The sequence below is a fragment of the Enterococcus sp. DIV1096b genome (genome assembly GCF_050498765.1).
Taxonomy (GTDB): Bacteria; Bacillota; Bacilli; order Lactobacillales; family Enterococcaceae; genus Enterococcus_D; species Enterococcus_D entomosocium.
Genome location: NZ_JBMHEK010000001.1, coordinates 2,525,700 through 2,547,265, shown reverse-complemented (window position 1 = coordinate 2,547,265; position 21,566 = coordinate 2,525,700). Strand labels below are relative to the sequence as shown.

Below are 21,566 nucleotides of genomic sequence, written 5' to 3'. Positions count from 1 at the left end.
TGAGAAATGAGGAAAAGAAAATGACCATCAATCATAGAAATCTTGAATTTGGGTTAGATACTTTTGGCGATCTAGCCTTTGATGATACAACGAAAGAACGGATCAGTTACAGCGAATCGTTGCGCAATATCGTAGCGGAAGGAAAATTAGCCGATGAAGTCGGCATCGATGTCATTGCCTTAGGGGAGCACCATCGGGAAGAATATTCGATCTCAAGTCCTGATACGGTACTAGCGGCTTTAGCAATGGTTACCAAAACCATCAAATTAGGTACCGGTGTAACTGTCTTGAGTTCGGATGATCCCGTGCGGGTCTACGAACGGTTCGCGACCGTTGATGCGTTGTCGAACGGTCGCGCACAAATCATGCTGGGACGAGGATCTTTTACTGAATCATTCCCTCTATTCGGCTATGACTTGCAAGATTATGAAGAACTATTTGAAGAAAAAACAGCGATGTTCAGTGAATTGAGAAAAGGCAAACCATTAACTTGGGAAGGCAAGTTCACGCAATCCTTAAAAAATGCCGACGTTTTTCCAAAAATCGAGGGACACCAATTAGATACCTATGTGGGTGTCGGTGGAACCCCTGAATCGATCATTCGTGCCGTCCGTTATGGGTTTCCCGTTATGTTAGCGATCATCGGTGGCGAACCTGCTCGTTTTGCGCCCTATGTTGATCTGTATAAGAAGGCAGCGCAGCAATTGGGGCAACCGATTCTGCCAATCGGCATGCACTCCCATGGTGTGATCGCCGACACCGACGAAGAAGCCTATGAAATCGGCTGGAACTACATCAAAAAGAGCATGGACAAAATCGGTCTTGATCGCGGCTGGCCAGCCATGAGCAAAGAGCGCTTTGACTTTGAAGTCGAACATGGATCTTACTATGTAGGCAGTCCAGAAACCGTGGCGCAAAAAATCGCCCGTATGATGCCGCAAGTCGGTGTAGAACGCTTTGATCTGGTTTACGGTACTGGCGGACAGCTGCAAAAAGACCGTTTCAAAACGATTGAATTGTATGGAACCAAAGTGATTCCACGGGTGAAAGAATTGTTGGCAGCAGGTGATGGCAATGCCTAAAACCATCGGTATTTTAGGCGCAGGCAAGTTAGGCTTAGCGCTCGCAAATCTTGGTGCCCAGGCGGGCTATCGGGTCTTGATTGCTAGTACGAAGCCAGCAGAAAAAATCGCCTTGTCCGTTTCTGTGTTGGCTCCGGGAGCAATCGCAAAAAATGCCGCTGAAGTGATGGCGGAAGCTCAAACGATCATTTTGGCCATTCCGTTGAGTAAGTACCAACAGCTGCCGGCAGAAGCTTTGGCTGGTAAGCTAGTGATCGATGCCATGAATTATTGGTGGGAAGTCGATGGCAAAGAAACAGAATACTCATCCATCGAGCAGACTTCTTCGGAACGTGTGCAACGCTATTTTTCCCAAAGTAAAGTAGTCAAAGGATTCAATCATATGGGGTACCACGACATCCAAGAGGAATCCTTGCTGACGAGAACGGCTGCTCAAGGAACTGCCAAAAAAGCCATCGCCATTGCTGGTGATGACCAAACCGCCCTCGATCAGACAGACGAAATCGTTGACGCTTTCGGCTTTGATCCCTTTCCTATCGGTGCTTTAGCTAATGGCATCATGTTGGAACCCGGCAGTCCTTTCTTTGGTGCCAATCAAACCAAAGAGGGATTGACGGCATTGATGAAGGAGTTTTGGAGCAGTGAGAAAGGGCAAGCGTTTCTGGCGCGTCCTTCCGCTGTGAGTAACAAGCAGCAGGCTTCGCAGTAAAAGAGCCGCCTCCATGTACGACTGGATACGATAAAAACAACCCTCTTCTCAAAAAAGAAGAGGGTTTTTCCCATCCAGTCAAATCAGCACGTGGTCGCTAAAAAATACAATGTGATTGTTACGATTGTGATTCGTAAGCAGTGGTTGTTACGTTTACGTCTCTGCCAGACGTTCCATAGTGTACATATCAGCCTGTACCTGCTTTGTGCTCGCCTTTGACACCCACCCATATTGATTAAAGATCGACCAGCCAGTTGGTTTGTTGGATCTTTCCATCTAATTCTCGCAGCTGCTTGGCGGTCGCATTCAATTGCTCCGTTAGCGTTTTTGTATCGATCGTACGCACCAGTCGAATTTCGTTGCGACCTATTCGGGGAGCTGCTTTGGTTTCATCCAGTGCTTGCGTTAGCAGTGCATGCTTGCGGCGCAGCTGTTCTCGCTGTTCTAGTGCTTCCATCAGCAATAACGCACTATCTGCTAAAGAGGCAGTCGCATTTTTCCGATTGATGGCAACGACTAATTCTGAATATTGTTGATTGATCTCATCGTATTCCTTGAACAATTCTGTGATACTACGATCCAAGGTATCGCCTTCTTGGACTAACACACTGCTAGAGATCTCGTTACGTAATTGAAACAGACGATTGTTCAAATCCCGTCTTAAAAGTAACGCTTCTGCTAATTTCATTTTGGCACACTCCTTTTTACAAATGAGAACAGCTTATCTAGTTCTTATCCTAGAGAAGAACGTGATGAAAGGCAAGCAAGATGCAAAAAAAGGTCTGCCAGAAAAATCATAAAAAACTGAATATTCGCAATTCTTGTTGACTTCCAAAAACACCAATAGTATACTTTATAACAATCATGAAATAGACAAAAAAACGTCATTTACCTGTTTTTTAGATAAAAAGAAAGACGATGAAGAGAAGAGTAGCTTTGGAATCTGTTAGAAGAGAACCCGGATGGTGAGAAAGGGCAGCAGAAAAAAAGTGAAGATGAGCTCTGAGTGATCTGATTTGTTCACGCAAATCAGACGGAAAGCAGCCGTTATCGTGCCAAGTATCTTAGCGTACTGTTGAGGTGCCATTTGTGAGGATGGTGCGAAAAAGGGTGGTAACACGAAAATCTCGTCCCTTTGTTTGTCAAAATTGATAAGCAAAGGGATGAGGTTTTTTCTTTTTATCGATGAATGCGTTTTTTTGCCGTCATGAAAAACACTTGCGTTGGTTGCGCAATCACATAGGAGGAAGAATGGAAATGATCTGGAAGAAGCGTTTATTGGTTGCAGCAGGAGTGATTGGGTTGACCCTTTCCGGCTGCACGACAACAGGAAATACCGAGGGATCAGAGGCTGAAACTAACGGAGCGCCGAATCAAGCGATTGCGGTGAGTCTACCGGCTGAGCTGACGACTCTCGATACGACTCAAACGACGGATAAAGCAACATTTACCATCGTTCAACATTTATTCGAAGGGCTTTACCGTTTCGATGAAAACAGTGAACCAGTTCCGGGCTTGGCAGAAGGAGTCGAAATCAGTGAAGATGGCAAAACCTATACCTTTACCTTGCGAGAGGATGCGAAGTGGAGCAATGGCGAAGCGATCACTTCAGCTGACTTTGCTTATTCGTGGAAAAAGTTAGTCGATCCAGCAACGATGGGACCTAACGCCTATTTGTTAGATAATGTAGTTAATAGTAAAGACATTCGTGAAGGCAATGCTGATATAGAAACGATTGGCCTGGAGACCCCAGATGACGCGACCTTTATCGTGCAGTTGGAGCAGCCACAGCCATCCTTTTTATCCTTGATTTCCATCGGCTGGTTGGCACCGCAAAACCAAGCCTTTGTTGAAGAAAAAGGTGATACCTATGCTCGTACAAGTGAAGATTTGCTGTATTCTGGTCCCTTTACCTTGACCGATTGGCGACAGACTGGGGATGAGTGGACATTGGTGAAAAATGACCAATACTATGATGCTGATGTCGTTCAATTGGAGGAGATCAAAGGCTCCACCATCAAAGAAGAAAATACTGGGATCCAATTGTTTGAAAGCGGCGACCTGGATTTGCAAAAAATCAGTGGGATCTACGTTCAACAATATGGAGACAATGAAGAGCTAGTTACGCAAAATGATGTTGCGAACTTTTTCTTAGACTTTAACAAAACGGCCAACGATGCCTTGTCAAATGTTCATGTGCGTAAAGCGATCGCGTTGGCGATCGACAAAGAAAGTCTCGTGGATAATGTGTTGAACGATGGAGCGAAAGTTTTAAACGGGCTGGTCCCCACCGGCTTAGCTACGAATCCAAATACTGGCGAAGATTTTCGAGCATATAGCGGTGATTACAACTTGTATGATTTAGAGGCGGCCAAGGAAGAGTGGGAAAAAGCCCAAGCGGAAATTGGCGAAAGTACGACGTTGCGTTTATTAGTGACAGATGATGACAATGGTCAAAAAATCGGGGAGTACTTGCAAAGCCAACTGCAAGAAAACTTGCCAGGCTTGTCGATCTCCATCAACAAACAGCCACGTGCCAGCTTGAATCAATCAAGAACAAATAGTGATTACGAGCTTTCCGTTTCTGGCTGGATCGCTGGAAGTAGTGACATGGATATGTTCTTTATCTTATACAAAAATGGCGCTTCCTTTAACTACGGCGGCTATGTCAACGAAGAATATACGGCATTGACGGAAGATGCTCGCACCGTTCATGCCAATGACCCCGATCAATATTTTGAAGATTACAAAGCGGCAGAAGAAATATTGTTGGAACAAGATGCTGCGCAAGTCCCTTTATACCAGAGTGCTTCAAATTATCTGATCAAATCAAATGTAAAAGACATCCAATTCCCAGCCTATGGCGCGCATTTCTTTTTCCGCACCGCCTATGTCAGTGAATAAGGAGAAAGATAGCTGAATGAAGAGCGCATGTTTATTCGATGAACATGCGCTTTTTGCAACAAAAAAAGCAGTTCAGAAAGCTGAACTGCTAAATGCGGAAGATGGGAGTTGAACCCACACGAGATAAACTCACACGCGCCTGAAGCGTGCGCGTCTGCCATTCCGCCACTTCCGCATAAGATAAAGATAATCCTTTCTAGGAAGAAATGCAAGTCCAATCTCACAAAAAGGAGCCCGCCAGCGGGGACTGGCGGGATAGGAGTAAAAATGAAAAAGTGTTAGGGTTGTTTGTTGGTATGCATTTATAATAGCGTGTAAATGTGAAAAAAAATTGACGAATCAAACAGAATTCTGAGAAGAAATCGCCAAGAAAAAGTGAAACTAGATAAAACAATCAGAAGACAAAAAGGAGCCCGCCAGCGGGGACTGACGGGATAGGAGTAAAAATGAAAAAGTGTTAGGGTTGTTTGTTGGTATGCATTTATAATAGCGTGAAAATGTGAAAAAAAGTTGACGAATCAAACAGAATTCTGAGAAGAAATCGCCAAGAAAAAGTGAAACCATGTAAAACAGTCAGAAGACAAAAAGGAGCCCGCCAGCGGGGACTGGCGGGAAGGAGTAAAAATGAAAAAGTGTTAGGGTTGTTTGTTGGTATACAAGTATCATACCGAGAAAATATGAAGAATTTTCGAGCGAAATTTAGGAATTGCGTGAATCTTTTGACAAATTATGCCTTCTGTTTGAATTTTTTCTTAAAAGAGAATTGACAAAAGGCACAAGCTTTGATAATTTAAATGAAACAAAATGCAAACGCGATGAAAAAGAAAGTAGAATCAAGGAAGTTGTCTAGCAGAGAGTTCCGGTAGGTGGGAAGGAACGACAACGAATGATTTGAAAATGACTTTGGAGCGGATTTTCTGACTAATTAGGAAAATACGGTTGCCCCGTTAACAAGCGACAGTCTCCGAGTGTTTTCGGGTACTGAATGAGGTGAAGCCTGTGAAGGTTTTGCAGATTAAGGTGGTACCGCAGGTGATGCCCTTAGCTTTGGCTAAGGGCTTTTTTTGTGTCTGCACGGTCAGCTGTTTCAAGCGCAGGTTTTGTTAAAAAGGAGAAAGGTTGTTGGGAGGAGAGAAAAATGCACAAATTAGTGGTTCAAACCGATTTTGGTTTGCAAGATGGAGCGGTTAATGCGATGTACGGGGTAGCTTATCAAGTGGCACCAGAGCTGGTCATTGCTGATTTGACTCATGAGATCGAGCCATACAACATTCATGATGCCAGCTATCGTCTGCTGCAAAGCGTCACCTATTGGCCGGCAGGAACGGTCTTTGTTTCAGTGGTCGATCCTGGCGTAGGGTCTGATCGACGAAGTGTGGTTGCCAAGTTGGCGACCGGACAGTTGGTTTTGACACCAGATAATGGCACACTGACCTATTTAGCGACTTATATCGGAATCACTGAACTACGGGTGATCAATGAGGCAACTGAGCGGTTGGCAGGATCAGCCGAAAGCCATACATTTCATGGTCGGGATGTTTATATGTATAACGCCGCGCGTCTCGCCAGTGGCGCCATCAGCTTTGATGAGCTAGGAACACCCGAACCTAAAGAAGCGATCCAAGTCTTTGCCATTGAAAAGCCAAGCCAAACAGCAGAAACGATCACTGGCACGATCGATATTCTTGATATTCGTTTTGGTTCGTTGTGGACGAATATTCCCCATACGTTCTTTAAGCAATGGCAGGTACAGTACAATGAGCCGCTGCTCGTCAGTATTTATTACCAAGATACGCTGCGTTATCAAGAAGAAGTGCGTTTCGGACGCTCTTTTGCGCAAGTGTCGGAAAATGAACCTGTCTTATATGTCAATTCCCTATTGAATATTGGTTTAGGGCTCAACTTGGCTTCATTTGCTGAAACCTATAAAATCGGGACTGGCACGAATTGGAAAATTACCCTCAAAAAAAGGAGAAATGAAAAATGAATCAATCAAAATTTACAGTAAAACACATTGTTGCTATCGGAATCGGTGCTGCCGTCTTTTTCGTCTTAAAACGTTTCGTCACGATTCCGACTGGTTTTCCAAATACAGATATCGCCACAGCCTATCCTTTCTTGGCATTATTAGGCGTTGTCTACGGTCCAATCGTTGCTGGTTTAGCGGGCTTTATCGGCCATGCCCTAGGAGATTTGACGACTTATGGTCCGTGGTGGTCTTGGATCGCCGCCTCTGGGATCTTAGGGGTGTTCTTCGGACTTTTGACTCGTTGGATTCCAATCCAGCAAGGAACCTTTGGCGCTAAAGAAATTCGGACCTTCTTGATTGGTGAATCGATCGCAAATTTGGTCGTCTGGGTGATCATTGCCCCAATCGGTGATATTTTGATCTATGGCGAACCAGCGAACAAAGTCTTTGCGCAAGGAGTCATTGCGGGATTGACCAACACAGTCGTAACTGGGATAATCGGAGTGATCCTGCTAAAAGCCTATGCCCAAACCAAAACCAAAAAAGGCAGCTTGAGCAAGGAATCCTAAACAAAGAAATGTGTGAAGGCTAAAAAATGAAACAAAAAATCATTCAATTTACGAATTTTTCTTTCCAATATGATGCACAAGCGGAACCGACCTTGAAAAACATCGATCTAACGATCTATGAAGGAGAAAAAGTCCTGATCGTCGGTGCTAGCGGTTCTGGCAAAAGTACATTAGGAAAATGTTTGAACGGTTTGATCCCGCAAAATGACGAAGGTAGTAGTACCGGAGCATTGACGATCGGTACCAATGCCTTTGGGCAAGCTTCCATCTACGAGCTGTCTTTGACCGTCGGCACGGTGCTGCAAGACACCGATAGCCAATTTGTAGGCTTGACCGTAGCAGAAGATATCGTGTTTTCCTTGGAAAACGATCAGCGTAGTCAAGCTGTGATGCAGGAGGCGCTGCGCGTTTGGGCAGAAAAGACCGACTTAATGGATCATTTGGCAAAAAAACCGCAGGAATTATCGGGTGGCCAAAAGCAGCGTGTTTCAATGGCAGGTGTTTTGATCGATGAAACACCGATTCTACTGTTTGATGAGCCGCTAGCCAACTTAGATCCGCAAACAGGTGTGGAAGCCATCAAAATGATCGACCAGCTGTATCAAGAGAAGCGTTTTACCACCATCATCATCGAACATCGCTTAGAAGAAGTGTTAGCCGCCGCTGTCGATCGCATCATCGTGATGGAAGAAGGCCGCATCATTGCCGACAGTACACCGAATGAACTATTAAAAACGGACATGCTGCAGCAAGTCGGCATTCGTGAACCACTGTATTTAGCCGCCTTAAAAAAAGCGGGGGTTCCTGTGACCGATGCTGCTGATTTGGTCGCGGTAGAAGCATTTGCATCACCTGAGATTGCCGAAAAACTGACTAGGTTTCAAAAGGAATATCCGAAATCGGCACTTCCTAGCCAACAGCCGCCGTTGTTGGAAGCGAAGAATTTATCGTTTTCTTACCAAGTGGGCAAACCAATCTTGCAGGCACTGGATTTTACCATCCATCAAGGAGAAATGATTAGTTTGGTTGGGCATAATGGCGCAGGAAAATCGACCTTGTCCCATTTGATTACCGGCTTTTTGACACCGACTTCTGGCAAGTTGCTTTGGCAAGGAACAGACATGGGCAATGATTCCATCAAAGAACGAGCGCAAAAAATCGGGTATGTTTTGCAAAACAGCAATCAAATGCTGTCAAAAAACTTCCTGTTTGACGAAGTTGCCTTAGGCTTGCGCAACCGAAATGTCCCAGAGGCTGAAATCACAGAAAAAGTTCATCAGACCTTGAAAATTTGTGGTCTTTATCCGTTTCGCTCATGGCCATTGTCGGCACTAAGTCATGGGCAAAAACGCCGAGCCGCCATTGCAGCGATCCTCGTCTTAGATCCTGAACTCATTTTATTGGATGAGCCGACAGCGGGACAAGACTATCGCCATTACACCGAAATGATGCAATTTTTACAGGAGTTGAACCTGCGGGGATTAACGATTGTTATGATCACCCACGATATGCACCTGATGTTGGAGTATACACAGCGGACGATCGTTTTGACGCAAGGAACGATTTTGCTGGACGCACCGCCAGAAGTTGTTTTAGCAGACAAACAAGTGGTGAGTGCCGCGAACCTTAAAGAAACTAGCTTGTATATACTGGCGACCCTTAACCAGTTGACAGATCCCGCCGCTTTTACTGCCGCCTTCATTGCCAGCGAGAAGGAGGGACACGATGGAGAGTAATCTAATCGGCTATCTTGACCGCAAAACGTGGATCCACCAATTAAGCGGTGCCGCAAAACTGATTTGTTTTTTGCTGCTATCCGTTATCGGGATGATCTCTTATGATACGCGTTTTCTTATTGGACTGGCATTGTTTTCGGTCTTTCTATTTGCCAGTGCTGGAATTCGCTACCGAGATATCGCTTTTGTATTAAAATTTATCATCTTCTTTTCGATTTTGAATTTGGTGGCGGTCTATCTTTTCGCTCCAGAATACGGGGTGGAGATCTACGGGACGCGCCACGTGATTTTCGAAGGGATCGGTCGGCATACATTGACCCAAGAGCAAGTGTTTTATGAGTTGAATCTGTTGATCAAATATTTTGTCACGATTCCGCCAGGGTTGATTTTCCTGTTTACCACTAATCCAAGCGAGTTGGCGTCCAGTATCAACCGCATCGGGATTTCCTACAAGATCGCCTATGCAGTCGCACTGGCTTTGCGTTACATCCCTGATATTCAAGAGGATTTTCGAACCATTGCCAAAGCGCAGCAAGCACGGGGCGTGGAGCTTTCTAAAAAAGCACCTTTGCGCAAACGAGTGGCAGGCAATGTCGCGATCGCGATTCCTTTGATTTTTTCCAGCTTGGAACGGATCGACCATATTTCTGCTGCCATGGAGCTAAGAAGGTTTGGCAAGCATAAGCAGCGTACCTGGCTGAAAGCTAAGCCGATCCAAGGCAAAGATCTCTTGGCGATTGCTGTCGTTTGTTTGATCGTGGCGCTTGGATTGTTCTTGATGGTCCTTAATGGCGGACGCTTCTACAATCCGTTTCGTTAACAAATCAACACATGAAAACTTAAAAAAACGGACTCATTGTCAATAATGAAAGTGGGACGGATGAATCAACTCTGATTCATCCGGTCCCATAAATGATCGAGACAAAAAACGCAGGACAGTCAGTCAATTGACTTTAGCGAGTGCTACATTTGCTAAAGCCAGTTGCTGCTAGGTCTGCGTTTTTTTGCCGATAAAAAAAAGGAGCCCGCCAGCGGGGACTGGCGGGATAGGAGTAAAAATGAAAAAGTGTTAGGGTTGTTTGTTGGTATGTATTGATAATAGCGGGAAAATGTGAAAAATATCGGAAGAGAAAGTAATAGAAGTGTGTCAATCTTTTGATGATTTTCGTAAAACATTCCAGCGGAACCCTTTTAGATCTTTGATTGACGGAAACACGAAATAAGGCTACACTGATGGCATCAAAGCAGTACAAGGAGGGGACAGGATGGATGCCATTACGATCAACGGATTAAGCAAACAATACAACAAGAAGTACGCCATCGAGAATGTATCATTGCAAGTGGCAGAAGGAGAGATTTTTGGCTTTATCGGACCAAATGGTGCGGGAAAATCAACGACCATCAAAGTATTGTTGAATTTTATTAAACCGGATGCAGGGCATGCGGCGATTTTTGGACGAGATTGCCAACAAGCAGCCAAAGAAATCAAAACGTTTACTGGATATGTTTCCAGTGATGTACGGTTTTATTCAAAAATGACGACAGCAGAATTGCTGGCATTTACGGCAGATTTTCATCAAGTCAAGCAGCCAAAAAAAGAGATTCAGATTTTGATGGAGCTTTTTCAAATTGATCCAAACAAATCGATCGCAGAACTTTCTTTGGGCAACAAGAAAAAAGTCGGGCTTGCGAGCGCCTTGATTGCACAACCGAGAATGTTGATTTTAGATGAACCGACCAATGGCTTAGATCCCTTGATTCAAAAACGGCTGTTTGAAGAGCTCCTTAGAAGAAACAAACAGGGGATGACGATTTTTCTATCTAGCCATGATTTGCATGAAATTCAGACCTATGCCCATCGGACCGCCTTTATTCGTGAAGGACAGATCATCACCGTGAAAGAACTGAGTGAGGAAGAAAATTTCGGCAAAGTTGTAACGCTCACGAATGAGGGGAGCCTCTCATTAGCCGGCTTGGAAAACGTGCAAGTTCTTGCTCAGGAATCACACACCTTGCGTTTTTTCTATCAAGGGGACATGAATCAACTGGCACATTTTTTAACCAATCCTGCCATTAAAGAGTTCACGATCGAACACCCAACCCTTGAACAGCAATTTATGCTGCTCTATGAAGGAGGTTCTCGAAAATGACTTTAATGAAAATCGACCTTAAAAATACCTTCAAAGGCTGGCTGGTCTGGACGATCCTTTTTGCAGCAATCATTTTTGCATTTACGGCTATCTATCCTCAAATGATCACGCCAGAAATGAAAACGTCCTTAGACCAGATGTTGGGCTCTTTCAGCCCAGAATTACTAGGCATCTTTAACATCCAACTGACAGGACCCTCAAGCTTGGTTTCACCGACAGGCTTTTTCGGGTACTACTTTCAATACTTATTTATCGCCGCGTGTATTTATGGGATGCTTTTAGGCTTGAACAGTCTGATCACTGAAGAATCAGAAGGAACGATCGAGTATTTATATGCTCAGCCTATTAGCCGCAGAGAAATCGTTGGGTGGAAGTTCCTCGCCCGATTGTTGCTGCTGACTGGCTTTTGGCTGATTGCCTATGGCAGTAGTCTGGCCTCGTTTGCTCTATTCAAACTACCAGGAGACGACCTGTCCTCTTTTATAGAAGAAATCAGCAAAATCTTCGTTGCCGAGTATGGTGTCTTAGTCTTCTTCCTCTGTCTAGGTTTCTTTTTATCCACGATCTTGCGTTCCAGCAAACAAACCGCAAGTGTCGGCTTAGGCTGCGTGTTCGGTCTGTATTTGCTCGGCATCGTGGGGGAACTCTACGATAAATTGGAATGGCTGGCAGGACTTTCGCCTGTGCGGATGGCATTACCCGTCCAACTCATGGATAACGGCGCCACATCAGTCCTATGGGTACTGCTGATCGGTGTATTGTGTTTCTTTGGCACCTTTTACCGTTACGAGCGCAAAGACTTGCAGGTCTGAGCACAACAATCAAAAGACAAAAAAGAGCCTGTCAGCGGGGACTGACAGGCAAAGGAGTAAAAATGAAAAAGTGTTAGGGTTGTTTGTTGGTATGCTTATATAATAGTCTCGAAATGTGAAAAAAGTATGACGAAGCAGGCACGTTTTTGCGAAAAAATCATTGCGAAAGTTAAGAAAGCGTAAAGCACCCCTTCACCAAAAGGCTTGAAGGGACAACAAGAACCTAAAATCACTCCGAAGCAGCAGGCGGTTCATGCTGTTTCGGAGTGATTTTTTAGTTGAAGCTACTTGCTCAAATCAAGGCTATCGACATTGAAGGTGTCGCCATGTGCTAAGTCACCATAATGATAGCCACGGTTAAACCAGTCCACGCGCTGCTGCGATGTGCCGTGCGTAAAACTATCTGGAACAACATAGCCTTGGTATTCTTTTTGCAGCGTATCATCCCCGATGGCATTGGCAGCCGTGATCGCTTCTTGAATATCGCCAGCTTCTAAAATCGGCTGTCCTTGATAGGTTTCGCCTTGCAAATATTTCGCAAAGGTACCAGCTAAGTAGTCAGCTTGCAACTCCAAGCGAACGCTGTACTGGTTGTACTCCTTCTCTGAAACTTGCTGGCGGATTTTGTCCAATTGTTGGGTGATCCCCAGCTCATTTTGCACATGATGACCGACTTCATGGGCGATGACATAGGCCATTGCAAAGTCGCCGCTTGCGCCATATTTATCAGAAAGCTCATTGGCAAAACTCAGATCAAGGTACACATTCTCATCTGCTGGGCAATAAAACGGACCAACCTGTGACGTGGCATAGCCGCATGCCGACTGGACACTTCCCGTAAATAATACGAGTGTTGGGTCTTGATAGGTTTCTTGCCGCTCTTGAAAAACGTCTTGCCAGTAATCTTCTAAATAGCCGAACACGACTGCGGAAAACTCTTTTTCTTCCGTGTACTCACTGGTGCCCACATTTTCTGTCTGGTAATTGGCTGCTTGTCCGCTGCCACCCAAGACATCCGGCAGCGAATTTAAATCACCACCGCTAAACAGGAAAAATAAAACAGCGATGATCACCGTACCGATCCCGCCACCAGCAGCCAACATCCCACCTGAGCCAGATGATCGCCCCGTTCGATCATCGACATTGCTGCTTTGTCTACCCCCACGCCATTTCATGTTATCTCCTCCTATATAAATCCTAGCTTAATTATAAGAGAAAGGCGGCAGATTGTGAAAAAAAGCGCCTTGAAATTGTTATAAAATGCCTTCAGGAGCCTTAAAAATCAAAGTGTACACTCCTTTTAATCATTCTTTAATCTAACAATTAGCCTTCTAATTTGGTACAGTAGCAATAAAATAGATGTAGAGGGTGAGCGTATGAAAATGAATTATTCGGGGACATCGGAACGAAGGATTTTGATTTTTAAACGGTTGATTGCTGGCGAGCACCTCAGCTATCAGCAGTTAGCAGAGGATTATTTCGTTTCCCGCAGCAGTATTGCCAAAGATATTTCTTATTTAAAAGAGCTGTTTCAAAAAGAAAGCTTACGTCTGAGATTTGATAATTCAGGTACATTTTTTGAAGGAAGTGAATCCCAGATCCATCGAGTGCTCAAACGCTTTTGCTTAATGATGCTGGATCAACCAGCGGCGTTTTCCTTGTTGGTGGAACCTGAGAAATACCAGGAAGTAAATCAGGCCTTTCGTCGAGCGTTAGTGGAAAAACAAGTAGAAATGCCCGACAGCTATATTCAAAGTATCGTCCTTTCCATCGTGCTGCTGATCGAGCGGGCGAGTCATGCGGAAAACTTAGTGATTGAAGAAAACCGCCAAGTGGGGAAGCTGTTTTTGGAGTTCGACAAATATCCGTTAGTCTATGAGCTACTGAAAGAAATCGAAGAACAACACATTTATCAATTTTCACCAAAAGAAGTGCAATATCTAACCTACCTGATTGTCGGTAGCGGCTTGAAATTTTTTATGAAAAGTGAAAAAGTTCCTTTCGTCTTTCGGGGAAAAGTGCGTAACTTGATTCAAAAGATCAGCGAAGGCTTAGGCACCGACTTGACCCAAGACAATCGTTTGGAAGAAGATGTGACGATCCATCTGTATCAACTACTGCTGCGGATCGAAGCGCAAACCACAGTCATCAACCCTTTGTTAGAAGAAATCAAACAAAACTATCCTGCCTTGTATGGCGTGGTCTGGTTCTCGCTTCATGATTTCTTGAAAGCGTATCAAGTGGGGATCTCTGATGATGAGATCGGATTTGTCACAATCCATTTTCAAGCAGCAATCGAACGAATGCGCCGCATGAACAAAATCATTTTTGTCTGTCCCAATGGCGTCGGCACTAGCTCATTTGTCTCTGCGAAAATCCGTCGCATTCTACCTGAGATCGACAGTATCGAAACCGTTTCAGTAGAAAAATTAAAGCAGATGGACATTTCGGCGATCGATTTTATTATTTCAACCATCGATCTCGTAGGGATTCAAAAACCTGTGGTGCGGATCTCGCCTATGGTGACCAATCGCGACATGAAGCGGATCATGAATCACTACATCGATTTAGTCATCGATAATGAGGCGGTGGTCGATCAAAATGGTTTACTTCTTCAAGCCCAATCGATGATCCAGCCAACCGTCTTTTTCGAGCGATTTGCCAGTAAAACAGAAGCCATCAATTTTTTGATCGAACAAACCCCTTTTAGTGATGAAAAACGAAAAGCGCAGTTTCAGCAATCCGTCATTGAAAGAGAGCAGCTACAATCAACCTATTTAGATAATGGCTTTGCCATCCCTCATGGCAATCCGAATTATGTCGAAAAAACAGCGATCTCGATCCTGCTTTTGGATCAGCCAGTAGAATGGGGCAACCAAAAAGCGGACATCATTATTTTATTGATGATCCGAGAGGATGAGACGCAAAAGGTGGAACCAATGATGAAATTGATCATGCAAGGAATCGAAAACAAAGAATGGTTCCTATCAAAAATGTTGGAGGTTAAATCAGAATGAAAGTGAAGGATTATTTGCCTGAGAAGCATATACAGACGGATGAGACAGTGGCAGATTGGCGCTCAGCCGTAAAATTAGCCAGTCAGCCCTTGCTGGATGAAGCGCTGATCACGTCAGAATACATCGAAGCGATGATTCAAAGCGTGGAAGAAAATGGTCCTTACATGGTGTTGGCGGATTACTTTGCGCTGATGCATGCCCGTCCTGGAGAAGGGGTTTTGGAGCAAAGTATGAGCCTTTTAGTAACGAAACAGCCCATCGATCTTGAGGGCAAACCGGTGCGGATATTTCTTGTCTTAGCCGCCGCAGATAGTGAAAGCCATCTAGAAAGCTTGAAAGAGATCATGGCGATCTTTATGGATGAAGAAAAATACAACGTGATATTAAACGGCGATCGGGAACAAATTTGTCAATTATTCCAATAGGAGGAAAAGGATATGAAAATTTTAGCAGTATGTGGATTTGGTGTAGGAAGCTCAATGGTATTGAAGATGACGATCGATAAGGTGATCAAAGAGTTAGGGTTGACGGCAACTGCCGAGAATACTGATTTATCAACGGCAAAAGCGACACCAGCAGATGTTTATTTTACGAGTAATGAATTATTGAATGAGTTAAAAGCATCCGTGAAAGCACCCGTTTATCCAATCAAAAAGTATATGGATAAAGAAGAAGTCAAACAGCAAATGGAAAAATTTTTAGCTGAAAGAGAGGGATAATCATGAATTTTGTCACGGATTATATTTTAAAAAATCCGCCAGTCCTACTGGGGATCATTGCCATGATTGGGTTATTGGTACAAAGAAAGCCCTTCGCAGAAGTCGTCAAAGGAACCTTAACAGCTTCCTTCGGGATGGTGGCATTGACGGCTGGGGTAAACATGTTGGTGGGAACGATCGCACCGATCAATGCTGCGGTTCAAACCCAATTAGGCGTTGCTGTGTCAGATGGACTCTCTGACATCACCTTTACGGCAGAATACGGAGGAACAGTTGGTTTAGCGATGTTTTTCGGCCTGATCATTCATTTATTGATTGCTCGCTTTACACCTGTGAAGACGATTTTCCTCACCGGTCACATGTTGTGGTGGTTCCCATTCGTCATCGTCGCTGGGGGCGTTGAAGGCGGACTTACCGGAATTCCACTGTTGATCTTAGGGGCGGTTCTATCTGCTTGTTACTGGTCCTTCATGCCATGGATCATGCGTAAATATGTGTGGGATGCCACAGGCGATGATTCATTCTTGATCGGTCATCCAACGGGGATCTTGTCATTGGTTTCAGGCTTTGTTGCAAAACGGGTCGGAAACAAAGAAAAATCAACGGAAGATTTGAAAGTGCCAGAAAATCTATCGTTTTTCCGTGAAATATCGATTACTGGCGCGTTAGTGATGTTTTTGATGAATATCGTTATCGGTCTGATTGCGCCCGTATTAGTTCCTGAAGGGGGCAACTTGGTGATGTTTGCGGTTGATGCTGGCTTGAACTTCGGTGCAGGATTATTGATCATGTTGTATGGGGTACGTCTATTGATCAACCAAATCATTCCCGCCTTTCAAGGGATCGCAGAAAAAGTCGTTCCTGGAGCAAAACCAGCTTTTGATGTGCCAATCTTGTTCAACTACCGTCCAAATGCTGTAATCATCGGCTTTATCGTGGCGATGATCACCTCAACGATTTTAGTGGTGATTGCCAATACCACCAACGTCTTTGGCATTTTGATCGTTCCTTTAGTCATCACCAGCTTCTTTGAATGTGGCGGTGCTGCGGTGATCGGTGAAGGACAAGGGGGCTTGCGAGGGGCCATTATTGGTACGATCACAGCTTCTGTCGTTATGGTAGCACTCGTTGGGATCTCTGCAGCGTTATTCTCAACGACGATTCAAAACTGGATCTTGATTTTCGGTGGGAACGATTTATCTCTATGGGGCATCCTTGGTGAATTGATCGGCAAGCTGTTTGGAGGGTTTTAAATGTTTCAATACTTTGAAAAAGCAAAAGAACTATTGTCTATTGTAGAAGAAAAAGAAGCACCAGCGATTGAGCAAGCCATTGAATTGCTGACGCAAGCCAACTTGACCAAAAAAGCCATCTACATTTTTGGCGCTAGTCACGCTGGGATCTTAGCCGAAGAGATGTATTATCGAGCAGGCGGCATGATGACGATCAACGCGATCTTTGGAAGAGAACTGATGCTTGATCGCAGCCCAATCACCTTCACTAGTAAAATGGAGCGCTTAGAAGGCTACGGTAGTGCCTTGGCGGCGACCCAGCCCTTTACAGCAGGCGATGTGCTGATCTTGCATTCGGTGTCTGGGCGAAATCCAGTTATCATCGATATGGCGCTTCATGCCAAAGAAAAAGGGGTCAAGATCATCGCATTAACGAACCTTACCTATTCGAAAACAGTCAGCAGCCGTCATACATCAGGCTTGCGTTTGTTTGAAACGGCGGATATCGTCATCGACAATCATGGGGAGATTGGCGATGCTGCGTGTACGATTCCAGACGTAGAACAAAAAGTCGGACCTACATCCACCGTAGTCGGCGCAACGATCTTAAATGCGATTATCGTTGAAGTTTGCCAAAAACTAAAAGAAGCCGGTGTCGACTATCCGCCGATTTTTTACTCAGCGAACCTAGACGGCGGGGATGAATTGAACCAGTCCCTGTTTGAAAAGTACCAAGAAGCGATCCATTATCAGCTGTGACTGTATAAGTAACTTATCTTTTTATTAGAACGATCAGAACGAAAAATTTGAAAACTACTAATAGAACGAATTTTCTTGGGGGAATCAATTCGTAAATGTAGTGGTCAAATCTCGTTCAGATCGTTTTTTTTGTATTAGAATTTTAGAGCTTAATGAATTTTATTGGTACGATAAGTACCAGGTGTCGACCCTTCAAATTGTTTGAATACCCGAATAAAGGAATTGGTATTTTTAAAGCCGACTTTACTAGCAATTTCATTGATTGAACTTTCTTGTTCGCTCATCAGACGTTTGGCTTTTTCGACACGTAGTTGATTGACGTATGGTTTGAAGGACATGGACAGTCGTTCTTTAATCAACCGGCTTAAATAGGCTTCACTTAGATGAAACTGCTGGGCAATATCTGTTAAACTGAGGTCGCTGCAATAGTTGCTATTAATATATTGAATGATTTCATCTATTTTGGATCCATTATTTTTTTCCATGGTTTCGATCTGAGTGATCAGTGTGTCAAAAAGGGAAAAAATCGTTTTTTTCACATCGGGATCTGAAAAACCTTTTCTTAAATAAAGAAATTGTTTCTTATTTTGATTGTAGAATTCAGGATAGGAAATCTCTTTGATCACAGCAATTCGTTTTATTGTTAAGATCAGAGCGGTTGAAAATTCCTGAAGGAAGCCTAGGGAATGGTTGCTGGAAATATTGATCTCCACGATTTGTTGCAATAATTCTCTGGCATGGACAAAATCATCTACTTTGAAATATTGGATCAATAACTGTTCCTCATCAACGGTATAATTGATTTTATGAAGAGCATTGGATGTTGGAACCGGTATTTGATGGAACTGATCTTCGCCATTGCATTCATCTGACCACTGACAGGTTTCATGAAAGACTTCGATAAAATGTTCAAGAGAATGAAAAGGTTTTGATAGCAAGTAAGTCATTCTTAAGTTCAAACTGTCTTCGATTGTTAGTTTCAATTGATCGATCTCTTTCATGATTTGTGAAAATTCCTGATCATAAAAAAGAATGGCAAGGTGTTTTTCGGAAAAACTGATGATATCATAACACTTGATATGAAGATTTTTCTTGATCAACTGTTTTCGCACATGAATGATCTCTGTTTCATTAAAAGTGGCTTCTTCCGCCATCTCGCCTGAGAAGGTCAGAAAAGCAAAACTCCCACGTTTTTCTATGCCTTCAAGATGGAAAGTGGGCAGTAAACTCTTGCTCATATTGTACGTATATTTTCCGTAAAGCAGATTCTTCAAGAATAGTTCCTTTACTTCTTCTGAGACAGGGGATTGGAGCTGGTTGATCGAACTAGACGACTCGATTATCTGGTGCAAAGCTAAGTTGATATCATCAACTGTTAAAATATCAACATTACTCTTTTTGATTTCATCTAATATTTCTAGATAAGGTTTGTACATCCGCTTACTCAAGAAAATGACGATCAAAGCACCCAGTACGATCAAAACCATTAATGGAAGGAGAAAGGACGAAATTGTAGAGAGTGGAAAACTGCTTTGAATCGCGGTTGTCAATTCATAATTGGCAAAAGGGAGCACCTCTGAATTTTTTATAAAAACGATAGTATCTGATTGGGTCTCTTGCTGAATGGTATTTTGTGTAAAATCAGTAAGTATCGGTGAACTAGTCTTACTAGAAGGATATTGTTGATCGATAACTTGTAGTCCTTGATTCATTGGAGACAGTAGTTCATTTTTTTTCCAGTAGGCAAAGAAGTAGAGGGTCTGATTCTCTACTTGCTCTTTATGAAGCATGATCAGCCGTTGATCAAGGGTTTCGAAGATGGAGGAACTGAAGCTGGCATCTGCCAGCATTTCGGAAAGAAGCCCGGATTTTGTTTCTATATTCAAGAAGGAAAAGAAATCATTGTAAACAAAATAGCCGTCAGAACTTACGATGATATGATTTTCTGGATTCAAGATTCCGATAGAGTATTCAAACTGATTCATTAATAAATAGTTTTCACGAATTTCATCATACATCGCTGAAAACAGCGCATAATCAGATTCAGTACTTTGGGAAAACAGTATAATACTTTCTTTTGTTGCTAAAGATTTCATTGAATTGAGGGCAAATCGAAGTTGCTGATCAATGCGAAAAGCACTGTTTTCTAGCGTCATAATACTTTGGGTAGTTTGTTCAGTTTTCCGCTGATTAACTTCATTATTGATGACAATCACCATAATAAAAATAGTATATGCAATGATTACCGTTAAAAAGGTTAAGAATATTTTTCGATATGTTTTTGATTTCATAAGTGCTCCTTTCTTTTTTTGGTAACGTTTACATTGATTATAGAGATAAATTAGCTTGAGTCAAATCATCATTATTTGTAGTTGTCTACAAAACTTGATATTAAGAGTAAAAAGTGTATATTTCAACGAATAATAATGATATTCAACAATGGCTAAACAGGCTATATTTAAAGCGCTTACTTTAAGCAAGAGAAAATGAAAAAATTTAGGAGGAACGATTATGTCGATGAAAAGAAAAGCTGTATCATTACTGTCTCTACTGACACTACCAATGGTTTTAGCTGCTTGTGGGAACAGCGACGGCTCGTCAAATGGGGACGGGGCAGAGGGGAAAACCGAGATAAAGGTTACTTGGCGCAATACCGGGGAAAACGATAAAATGACCCAATATTTGGAAGAAACATTTATTCCACAATTTGAGAAAGAAAATGAGGACATTAAAATCGTACTTTCTCCGATTACCGCAAGTGAGGGAGACTATTTTTCAAAAGTTGCTCTTTCTATGCAATCGGAGAGCACAGCACCCGATGTAGTGGCAGAGGATTCGTTTATGTTGAATTCTGATGCAAATGCCGGTTACTTAACCAATCTTGATGAATATGTTGCTGACTGGGATCAATGGGATAAATATACAGAAAACTTAAAAGCTGGTGTTATTGCTGAAGATGGTAGTACGTATGCCATTCCAGGAACTTCTGATTCTCGCGGGATTTGGTACAACAAAAATGTCTTTAAGAAAGCCGGTCTGCCTGAAGAATGGCAGCCAACAACTTGGAGGGAGATCATTGAGGCAGCTGAAGCAATCAAAGCTTCCGATGAGAATGTGATCCCCTTAGGATTAGGTGTGGCTAAAGCCAATGGTGAGTCGGTTTCCATGCAGACTTTCCAGATGCTCTTATATGGTACTCAAGATACATTATTTGATAGTGAAACGCGTAAATGGCAAGTAAATACACAAGGAATCATTGATTCATTGGCTTTCATTGATGAAGTGTATAACCAAAAACAATTAGGACCATCATTATCCGTTGCGATCAACAGCAATTACGGATCTGTGATGTTCCAAGATAAATTTCCTAATGACGAAGTTGGTATGCTTCTAGATGGTTTTTGGAGTGCCGGTAACTGGGCCGAAAATGGGGCAACTCCTGTTGAGAATATGACAGAACGCTTTGGTTTTGCAGCCATGCCTACACAAAATGGTGGTGAACCGCCATTTACGACCATGTCCGGAGGTTGGACATGGGCCATTCCTGAAAAAGCACAAAATAAAGAAGCTTCATGGCGAGTAGTTCAAGCACTCGGTGGAAAAGAACAGCAAGCTGCACGAGCAATCGCTGAAGGGAATTTAACCGTCCGAGACGATTCAGCAGAAATAGCTGAATATAAGGAGCAACCTTTTATTGAGCAAGCAACCTCTTTCTTACAATATGCTCATTTCCGTCCGGCAGATGACAAATATCCTAATGTTTCAGTAGAAATCCAAACAATGGTTGAAGCAGTTGCCACTGGCAGCAAGACACCGGAAGAAGCAGCTAGTGATTATGCCGCCAATGTAACAAGGATCGTTGGAGACGATGCCGTTAACTAAATCATTAATAAAGAGAAGGAATTGCA

The 21,566-nt window shown here is 43.3% G+C and carries 18 protein-coding genes, 1 tRNA gene and 1 other annotated feature; of the genes, 15 read left to right on the top strand and 4 right to left on the bottom strand.

All coding sequences use genetic code 11. The features are described 5' to 3' along the window. Positions 1–20 precede the first annotated feature (20 nt). Both IGJ17_RS12035 and IGJ17_RS12030 read left to right on the top strand, forming a co-directional pair. Positions 21–1,082 (top strand): LLM class flavin-dependent oxidoreductase, encoded by a 1,062-nt coding sequence (locus IGJ17_RS12035; RefSeq protein ID WP_015509212.1) that lies wholly within the window; start codon positions 21–23, stop codon positions 1,080–1,082. Further along, on the top strand, positions 1,075–1,791 hold the full coding sequence (locus tag IGJ17_RS12030; RefSeq protein ID WP_042890453.1) for an NADPH-dependent F420 reductase: 717 nt from the start codon (positions 1,075–1,077) through the stop codon (positions 1,789–1,791). The genes IGJ17_RS12035 and IGJ17_RS12030 overlap by 8 nt, the downstream gene beginning before the upstream one ends. Before the next feature lie 235 nt (positions 1,792–2,026). Here IGJ17_RS12030 and IGJ17_RS12025 read toward each other — a convergent pair whose 3' ends face one another. Next, positions 2,027–2,479: a DIP1984 family protein gene (locus IGJ17_RS12025; RefSeq protein ID WP_005234539.1), complete on the bottom strand. Its 453-nt coding sequence runs from the start codon at positions 2,477–2,479 to the stop codon at positions 2,027–2,029. Positions 2,480–3,042: 563 nt separating this feature from the next. Between IGJ17_RS12025 and IGJ17_RS12020 the strand changes: the two genes are divergently transcribed. Next, positions 3,043–4,695, top strand: coding sequence for a peptide ABC transporter substrate-binding protein (locus tag IGJ17_RS12020; protein WP_429961438.1), 1,653 nt, complete (start codon positions 3,043–3,045; stop codon positions 4,693–4,695). 93 nt (positions 4,696–4,788) lie between these two features. Here the strand turns inward: IGJ17_RS12020 and IGJ17_RS12015 are convergent. Further along, positions 4,789–4,870, bottom strand: a tRNA-Leu gene (locus tag IGJ17_RS12015). Positions 4,871–5,501: 631 nt separating this feature from the next. After that, positions 5,502–5,741, top strand: a binding site (T-box leader). A gap of 92 nt (positions 5,742–5,833) precedes the next feature. On the opposite strand from IGJ17_RS12015, the gene IGJ17_RS12010 reads away from it, so the two are divergent. The 6 genes from IGJ17_RS12010 (at position 5,834) to IGJ17_RS11985 (ending at position 11,931) form a co-directional block, all read left to right on the top strand. After that, complete coding sequence (locus IGJ17_RS12010; protein WP_042890452.1) at positions 5,834–6,682, top strand: SAM hydrolase/SAM-dependent halogenase family protein; 849 nt, start codon at positions 5,834–5,836, stop codon at positions 6,680–6,682. Then, a complete protein-coding gene (locus IGJ17_RS12005; protein ID WP_008379155.1) occupies positions 6,679–7,233 on the top strand; it encodes an ECF-type riboflavin transporter substrate-binding protein in 555 nt (184 codons plus the stop codon). Before IGJ17_RS12010 ends, IGJ17_RS12005 begins: the two co-directional genes overlap by 4 nt. Positions 7,234–7,259: 26 nt before the next feature. Then, positions 7,260–8,969 carry an ABC transporter ATP-binding protein gene (locus tag IGJ17_RS12000; RefSeq protein WP_429961437.1) on the top strand — a complete coding sequence of 570 codons (1,710 nt, stop codon included), beginning with the start codon at positions 7,260–7,262 and terminating at the stop codon, positions 8,967–8,969. Next, entirely contained in the window at positions 8,959–9,789 is an 831-nt protein-coding gene (locus tag IGJ17_RS11995) for an energy-coupling factor transporter transmembrane component T family protein (RefSeq protein ID WP_086316429.1), read from the top strand. The genes IGJ17_RS12000 and IGJ17_RS11995 overlap by 11 nt, the downstream gene beginning before the upstream one ends. 445 nt (positions 9,790–10,234) lie before the next feature. Beyond that, positions 10,235–11,119 (top strand): ABC transporter ATP-binding protein, encoded by an 885-nt coding sequence (locus IGJ17_RS11990; protein ID WP_429961436.1) that lies wholly within the window; start codon positions 10,235–10,237, stop codon positions 11,117–11,119. Next, a complete protein-coding gene (locus tag IGJ17_RS11985; protein WP_244732254.1) occupies positions 11,116–11,931 on the top strand; it encodes an ABC transporter permease subunit in 816 nt (271 codons plus the stop codon). Before IGJ17_RS11990 ends, IGJ17_RS11985 begins: the two co-directional genes overlap by 4 nt. Before the next feature lie 284 nt (positions 11,932–12,215). Here IGJ17_RS11985 and ypfJ read toward each other — a convergent pair whose 3' ends face one another. Further along, entirely contained in the window at positions 12,216–13,106 is an 891-nt protein-coding gene (gene ypfJ, locus IGJ17_RS11980) for a KPN_02809 family neutral zinc metallopeptidase (protein ID WP_008379150.1), read from the bottom strand. Between the two features lie 201 nt (positions 13,107–13,307). Here ypfJ and IGJ17_RS11975 point away from each other — a divergent pair, with 201 nt between their 5' ends. From IGJ17_RS11975 to IGJ17_RS11955, 5 genes are read left to right on the top strand one after another with little or no spacing between them, the layout of a single operon-like run. After that, positions 13,308–14,948, top strand: a complete 1,641-nt coding sequence (locus IGJ17_RS11975; protein ID WP_008379149.1) for a BglG family transcription antiterminator — start codon at positions 13,308–13,310, stop codon at positions 14,946–14,948. Beyond that, complete coding sequence (locus tag IGJ17_RS11970) at positions 14,945–15,373, top strand: PTS sugar transporter subunit IIA (protein WP_081117417.1); 429 nt, start codon at positions 14,945–14,947, stop codon at positions 15,371–15,373. Before IGJ17_RS11975 ends, IGJ17_RS11970 begins: the two co-directional genes overlap by 4 nt. Before the next feature lie 12 nt (positions 15,374–15,385). Beyond that, on the top strand, positions 15,386–15,667 hold the full coding sequence (locus IGJ17_RS11965) for a PTS sugar transporter subunit IIB (protein WP_005225413.1): 282 nt from the start codon (positions 15,386–15,388) through the stop codon (positions 15,665–15,667). 2 nt (positions 15,668–15,669) lie between these two features. Next, positions 15,670–16,920 carry a PTS ascorbate transporter subunit IIC gene (locus IGJ17_RS11960; RefSeq protein ID WP_005234555.1) on the top strand — a complete coding sequence of 417 codons (1,251 nt, stop codon included), beginning with the start codon at positions 15,670–15,672 and terminating at the stop codon, positions 16,918–16,920. Beyond that, a complete protein-coding gene (locus IGJ17_RS11955) occupies positions 16,921–17,658 on the top strand; it encodes an SIS domain-containing protein (protein ID WP_005234557.1) in 738 nt (245 codons plus the stop codon). It abuts the gene before it with no gap. A 149-nt stretch (positions 17,659–17,807) separates the two neighbouring features. Here IGJ17_RS11955 and IGJ17_RS11950 read toward each other — a convergent pair whose 3' ends face one another. Continuing rightward, a complete protein-coding gene (locus tag IGJ17_RS11950; protein WP_301388620.1) occupies positions 17,808–19,949 on the bottom strand; it encodes a helix-turn-helix transcriptional regulator in 2,142 nt (713 codons plus the stop codon). 220 nt (positions 19,950–20,169) lie between these two features. On the opposite strand from IGJ17_RS11950, the gene IGJ17_RS11945 reads away from it, so the two are divergent. After that, positions 20,170–21,540 carry an extracellular solute-binding protein gene (locus IGJ17_RS11945; protein ID WP_086332595.1) on the top strand — a complete coding sequence of 457 codons (1,371 nt, stop codon included), beginning with the start codon at positions 20,170–20,172 and terminating at the stop codon, positions 21,538–21,540. Positions 21,541–21,566 lie beyond the last annotated feature (26 nt).

What these genes read in the sequence shown, in the direction of transcription:
- IGJ17_RS12035 (WP_015509212.1), top strand. Translation starts at nt 21, where the DNA reads ATGACCATCAATCATAGAAATCTTGAATTTGGGTTAGATACTTTTGGC.
- IGJ17_RS12030 (WP_042890453.1), top strand. Translation starts at nt 1,075, where the DNA reads ATGCCTAAAACCATCGGTATTTTAGGCGCAGGCAAGTTAGGCTTAGCG.
- IGJ17_RS12025 (WP_005234539.1), bottom strand. Translation starts at nt 2,479, where the DNA reads ATGAAATTAGCAGAAGCGTTACTTTTAAGACGGGATTTGAACAATCGT.
- IGJ17_RS12020 (WP_429961438.1), top strand. Translation starts at nt 3,043, where the DNA reads ATGGAAATGATCTGGAAGAAGCGTTTATTGGTTGCAGCAGGAGTGATT.
- IGJ17_RS12010 (WP_042890452.1), top strand. Translation starts at nt 5,834, where the DNA reads ATGCACAAATTAGTGGTTCAAACCGATTTTGGTTTGCAAGATGGAGCG.
- IGJ17_RS12005 (WP_008379155.1), top strand. Translation starts at nt 6,679, where the DNA reads ATGAATCAATCAAAATTTACAGTAAAACACATTGTTGCTATCGGAATC.
- IGJ17_RS12000 (WP_429961437.1), top strand. Translation starts at nt 7,260, where the DNA reads ATGAAACAAAAAATCATTCAATTTACGAATTTTTCTTTCCAATATGAT.
- IGJ17_RS11995 (WP_086316429.1), top strand. Translation starts at nt 8,959, where the DNA reads ATGGAGAGTAATCTAATCGGCTATCTTGACCGCAAAACGTGGATCCAC.
- IGJ17_RS11990 (WP_429961436.1), top strand. Translation starts at nt 10,235, where the DNA reads ATGGATGCCATTACGATCAACGGATTAAGCAAACAATACAACAAGAAG.
- IGJ17_RS11985 (WP_244732254.1), top strand. Translation starts at nt 11,116, where the DNA reads ATGACTTTAATGAAAATCGACCTTAAAAATACCTTCAAAGGCTGGCTG.
- ypfJ (WP_008379150.1), bottom strand. Translation starts at nt 13,106, where the DNA reads ATGAAATGGCGTGGGGGTAGACAAAGCAGCAATGTCGATGATCGAACG.
- IGJ17_RS11975 (WP_008379149.1), top strand. Translation starts at nt 13,308, where the DNA reads ATGAAAATGAATTATTCGGGGACATCGGAACGAAGGATTTTGATTTTT.
- IGJ17_RS11970 (WP_081117417.1), top strand. Translation starts at nt 14,945, where the DNA reads ATGAAAGTGAAGGATTATTTGCCTGAGAAGCATATACAGACGGATGAG.
- IGJ17_RS11965 (WP_005225413.1), top strand. Translation starts at nt 15,386, where the DNA reads ATGAAAATTTTAGCAGTATGTGGATTTGGTGTAGGAAGCTCAATGGTA.
- IGJ17_RS11960 (WP_005234555.1), top strand. Translation starts at nt 15,670, where the DNA reads ATGAATTTTGTCACGGATTATATTTTAAAAAATCCGCCAGTCCTACTG.
- IGJ17_RS11955 (WP_005234557.1), top strand. Translation starts at nt 16,921, where the DNA reads ATGTTTCAATACTTTGAAAAAGCAAAAGAACTATTGTCTATTGTAGAA.
- IGJ17_RS11950 (WP_301388620.1), bottom strand. Translation starts at nt 19,949, where the DNA reads ATGAAATCAAAAACATATCGAAAAATATTCTTAACCTTTTTAACGGTA.
- IGJ17_RS11945 (WP_086332595.1), top strand. Translation starts at nt 20,170, where the DNA reads ATGTCGATGAAAAGAAAAGCTGTATCATTACTGTCTCTACTGACACTA.